At 48.7% G+C, this 4,958-nt stretch carries 4 protein-coding genes; all 4 read right to left on the bottom strand.

What is annotated here, in order from left to right; translation table 11 throughout:
- Positions 1 to 42: 42 nt before the first annotated feature.
- The gene (locus RW092_RS16315) at positions 43 to 486 is read right to left on the bottom strand and encodes an ABC transporter permease family protein (RefSeq protein WP_316010695.1); all 444 of its coding nucleotides are present in this window, start codon (positions 484 to 486) and stop codon (positions 43 to 45) included.
- Between the two features lie 14 nt (positions 487 to 500).
- Complete coding sequence (locus RW092_RS16310) at positions 501 to 1,472, bottom strand: ABC transporter permease (protein ID WP_016310779.1); 972 nt, start codon at positions 1,470 to 1,472, stop codon at positions 501 to 503.
- A 117-nt stretch (positions 1,473 to 1,589) separates the two neighbouring features.
- A complete protein-coding gene (locus tag RW092_RS16305) occupies positions 1,590 to 3,335 on the bottom strand; it encodes an extracellular solute-binding protein (RefSeq protein WP_316010694.1) in 1,746 nt (581 codons plus the stop codon).
- A gap of 286 nt (positions 3,336 to 3,621) precedes the next feature.
- Complete coding sequence (locus RW092_RS16300) at positions 3,622 to 4,587, bottom strand: glycoside hydrolase family 43 protein (RefSeq protein WP_316010693.1); 966 nt, start codon at positions 4,585 to 4,587, stop codon at positions 3,622 to 3,624.
- Positions 4,588 to 4,958 lie beyond the last annotated feature (371 nt).

The following is a 4,958-nucleotide window of genomic DNA, read 5'->3' as shown; positions in this document are numbered from 1 at the left end:
CTGCATTTTCCTGTGTCCGCCTCAGGATTTATTTGTTCAAGTTCACGGATTCAGGATTAACAGAAACCAGGGAATCAACCCGCCGCCAAAGAACATCGTGATCGTAATCAGAATCATGATGAAGTTTTTGAAATAGAGATCTTTTCTCGACAGGACAAAAGCGCCCATGATCGTCATGACCATATTCACCAGCGTACCTAGACCTACGTAGATGATCGTATTTTTGTAACCAACCAGCAGGCTGTTGTCTTTAAAGACCAGCTTATATCCGTCCAACGTAAATCCAAGCGGCTTCAGCAACAGCCCGCTGTGCGCCATCAGCGCCGTCGGGTTACTGACCGAGGCCAGCAAAATATGCAGCAAGGGATAGAAGCAAATTAACGTAATCGCGGTGAGCAGAATGTAGTTCATGACTTCAAACACGCGATCCCCGGTCGTCATCGGCTTCCAGTTTTTTCGTCTTCTCAGCTTTTTCCGACTGGACATGGTCATCCCCCTTTCTACCATAAGCTCACTTCCGAAGTGCGCCGGGCGATTCGGTTCGTTACCCACAGCAACGCAAAGTTGATCACGGCGCTAAACAAGCCAACCGCGGTGGAGAAGCTGAGACTGGCTTCGCGTAAGCCCCTGCGATAGACATAAGAGGCGATGACGTCTGCCGTATCGTAAATAAGCGGGTTGTAGAGCAAAATAATTTTTTCGTATCCGGACGCCATCAATCCGCCAACCGCAAAAATAAACAGAATCACGATAATCGGCGTAATTTGCGGCAGCGTAATGTACCACATCTTTTTAACTCGACCAATCCCGTCAATTTCAGCCGCCTCATACAACGCCGGATCGATCGAACTCATCGCAGCTAGATAAATAATGCTGTCCCACCCGATGTTCTGCCATATCCCGGAAAATGTATAGATCGGCCTAAAAAAGCCGGAGTATCCCAGCAGCGAGGTATAATCCTTCCCTGTGATCCATTGCAACACTTGGGTAACAATGCCTTCATCCGCCGTAAAGATATGAATGATCCCGCACACGACCACCAAGGAGATAAAATGGGGCATGTACGTAATCGTTTGAACGGTTTTCTTGAACTTTCCGTCTCGAATCTCATTCAGCAATAACGCCAAAATGATCGGTGCCGTAAATCCGAACACGATCCCCCACACATTAAGGAGAAGCGTATTCTTGGTCACCCTCCAGAAGTACGGCCCCTGAAAAAAATCGATAAAATGCTTTAACCCTACCCAATCGCTCTGAGCAAACCCCAGCAACGGCTTATAATCCTTAAATGCGATAAGCACTCCCCACATCGGACCGTAACAAAAAACCAGGAACCAAGCGACCACTGGAATGGCAAGCAAATACACAAACCAGTTCTTTCGCAGATCTTTTTTGATCCGGATTCGGGTTCGGTTTGGTTTCGGAGCCTCTGAGGAAGGAGCGAGTTTCCTTGATTTACGGACGATCTCCATGAACGCATCACCTACTCTTCTTATTCCGAATTCTCTGAAACAATAACGAGGGGCCCAAGCTTTAACCAGCCCGGTCACCCTCGTTATTACCTGCTTAATCTTTAGGCCAAACGGCGATTATCTGCTGTTGTAACGATCCAATGCCGCCTGATGAATGCTCAGGAATTCGTCCAGCCCCATCTTCTTCGCTTCTTCCAAGAACTTGTCGTACGCATCTACCGGCAACTCGCCTTTAATGATTTTGGCAAAATATTCACCCCGGAGCGTAGACAACTGGTTCCCCAGCTCGGCCTCCCGTGAAGCTTCCTCCTTCGTAAACGAAATCGGAGGCATCGCCGCGCTCGTATCCATGTTCTCGGTCCAATATTTCCGAATTTCGCCGGAATAGCTGCCTTTCGCTACGATCAGCGGGTTGGAGTTATGCTCGTCGCGAATGTCCGGCCAGATATGTCTGCGATATTTATCAAGCGCTACCGCTACCGGCTGTCCATCCGGGTCGTTGTACATGAAGCTGTTTTCCGGATAATAAGGCTTGCCGTTCTCATCAATCAGGTGCACCGTGCCGTATTCGCCGTAGTTATAGATTTCCCAGCCTTTCTTGGTGTAGGCGAAATCCAACCAAGCCATGGCCGCTTCAACGTTATCACATTGGGTCGTGATGGCAGCTTCCGTACCTGTCCGTTTAAAGTTCTTGTACGTGGTTGCAGATTTATCGCCCTTGTTCAGCACAGGGTTCAGCGCTCCCACAAAATCGATATCATTTTGTTCCTTCCAGTAGCTCCACATCGTGTCCGGCGAGTCCATCATGACTGCGGTTTTGTCGGAAATGGCGCTGGCCATTCTTTGGTTGAAGTCCGCTGTCGCCCAGTCTTTGTTGAGCAGCCCTTCTTTGTTCCATTGCTGCATCATGGCGAGGTATTCCTTGGCCTTGGGTTGCGCCGGACCCCAGGCGACTTTGCCGTTGCTGTCCAGGAAGGTCCAATCCCATACGCCATACGCTCCGTTTAAGATCCCGGTAAAGATTTGACCATAGTTGGATCCGTAGTTCAGCGGCTCGCTGTATCCCACTTCCTTCGCTTTGGTCAGGAAGGTATGCCATTCGTCAATCGTTTCCGGTATTGGAAGCCCCGTCTTATCGAGCGCCTCTTGCTTGATCAGCATCCCGAACCACATCCACTCCGAGTAAGGAGCAATGCCGTAGAAGCCAAGCAGTTTGCCGCTGTCGGTGACCGTCGTTTTTCTTCTCGTCTCATCGGAGTTGCGCCAAGCCGTATAGTTCGGAGCATATTTGTCCATCAAATCGGTCAGATCCAAATACGCCCCATCGTTCACGCCCGCCTCGAAGCCTCCAGGGTACCGGCCAGGCTCGATGATAATGTCCGGTAAATCTCCGGAGGACATCATCAAGGTAAAGGCGTCTGCTTCCTGCCCTACCGGCGGAGTGATGAAGTTGACTTTAATCCCCGTCAGCTTCTCCACTTGCTTCTGGATCGCGTGGTTGTTCATATCCGGGATGTTGCGATTCGCCGGCATCCAGACATCCAGCGTCACTTCTTCCTTGAAGGGGTAAGCGGAGTAGTCGTTTGGAATTTTCTCATCAAAAATATCACCCAAATACGTATCATTCAGCGTCGTATTCACTTCATTAATTTGCTCTGGAGTTGGCGATGTGTTCCCGCGAATATCCTGACTGATGTCGGTAAACGTGGTTTCAACCTTCTGTTGTTCTTCCGCCGTATTCTCGCTGGTGTTATTGCTGTTGTCCGCCTTGTTTGAACTGCCGCCGCTGCAAGCTGTAATCATGGAGACTGCAAGAATAAAAACAAACAGAAAACTTAAAATACGTTTGGACTTGTTATTCATATGAACCTCCCGATTAATGATTTCAAAAGCAACAACCCCCGATAGTTCCGCTTGCACTCATCGCCCTTTTCGGATTGGTTCAACCCCCTCTGTCATCAAATCTCTCATCCAAAAATTATATTATTGTTTTATTACAATAATTTTGTATCTTTGCGTTGATTATAATCCGCGCTTGATGGGATGTCAACGCTTTCATTTAAGAAGATCACGATTTTTTTAATAAAATAACTTGATGTTTCAAAATAAACTGTTAGTTTCAAAAAAACTGTAATTAATATCGCGCCCTTTATTCTCCGGCAGGCCGCGGAATGGGCATGCCCGTGCCGACAGGAACCCCAAAATCCGGCATCCCGTTGGCTTGCCAACCAAATTTTTGGAGTCTTGTGCTGCGGGGAGATCCAGCGGAGCGAGGCCGCTCTGCTTCCGAGTAATCATAGGCATGGTAGACGATCCAATCCTCGGAGCCGTCGGGAGATACGGTAAAGCTGTTATGTCCCGGCGCATACACTCCAGCGGAAGGATTTTTGGCAAAGACCGGGCCTTCTTCCTTGATCCAGGACTTCGCATCCAGCAGATCTGCGGTCTCCGGGATCCGCGCCATGCCGAGACAGTAATCGTCCGACCACGTCGCGCTGGCCGAGAAGACAAGGAAGATCCAGCCGTTGCGCCGCAACAAGATCGGGCCCTCGTTAATCGCCATCCCGCCTTGCCTCTCCCATGGCTCCGTCGGAGCAGTAATCAATACGTTCAGACCGGTTAATGTCCAAGGATTGGCCATTCGAGCCGCGTAAATCGCTGAGCCGTAATCCGGGAAATGGCCATACCCAGAATAAAAGAAATACAATTCCCCCTGATGTTGAATGACGGTTCCGTCCAACCCTGCAAACTCCGTGTTCACCACAGCTTTAAACTGCCACTCGTCGTTCATCGGATCATCGCCCGCCAATTCAAGCACACAAATGCGTCGCGTGTCGTCCCCGCCGCCGTCGTTCGCCGTATAGTAGATGTACCAGCGCCCATTGATGAAGTGCAGTTCCGGCGCCCACAGGTTGTAGGAATAAGGGCCGTTGGGCTCAGGCGTCCACACGGTCTTCGGCTGGACATGGCCAAGTCCGCTCAAGGTTGGACTGTGCCAAAGGGCGATGCGGTCGCCCAGGGTCACCATCATGTAGTAGCTTCCAGCGGGATGCCGAACGACCCAAGGGTCCGCACCGTTTAACAGGATTGGATTTACAAACGTTTGATTCTCCATCGTTCTCCCTCCTAAGTACGAGATATCGTCCTAAAGTGATAGTAAAGTATTGTTTTATTACAAACATTTTACTTCGTTTTCATCACAATAATCGGTTATTCGGCGAATGTCAACGTTTACATTTTGGGGAGCAGCACAAAAAGCTTATGTCCGCACATCCTTGAGTGACATAAGCTTTTTGTTAAGCATGTTCTTAAGTTTAAAAACGCTAATCCGGATTAAACTTTTTTCTACTAAAATATTGTTCTACAGAGATTAAATAGAATAATAGCGAATAACTATTAAAGTAATATTTTCGAGATAGTGTAAAATCTCTGTGGGTGTAGGAATTGGAAAAAGCGGATATAGAAAAAGAGCTTCTCCCTTGGTAA

The sequence above is a fragment of the Paenibacillus sp. 3LSP genome (genome assembly GCF_032465655.1).
Lineage (GTDB): Bacteria > Bacillota > Bacilli > Paenibacillales > Paenibacillaceae > Fontibacillus > Fontibacillus barengoltzii.
The sequence above is the reverse complement of the archived record's forward strand: the minus strand, read 5'-3'. Positions and strand labels throughout refer to the sequence as shown.

Excerpts from the sequence above, each read along its gene's own strand:
- RW092_RS16315 (WP_316010695.1), bottom strand. The coding sequence starts at position 486 with ATGTCCAGTCGGAAAAAGCTGAGAAGACGAAAAAACTGGAAGCCGATG.
- RW092_RS16310 (WP_016310779.1), bottom strand. The coding sequence starts at position 1,472 with ATGGAGATCGTCCGTAAATCAAGGAAACTCGCTCCTTCCTCAGAGGCT.
- RW092_RS16305 (WP_316010694.1), bottom strand. The coding sequence starts at position 3,335 with ATGAATAACAAGTCCAAACGTATTTTAAGTTTTCTGTTTGTTTTTATT.
- RW092_RS16300 (WP_316010693.1), bottom strand. The coding sequence starts at position 4,587 with ATGGAGAATCAAACGTTTGTAAATCCAATCCTGTTAAACGGTGCGGAC.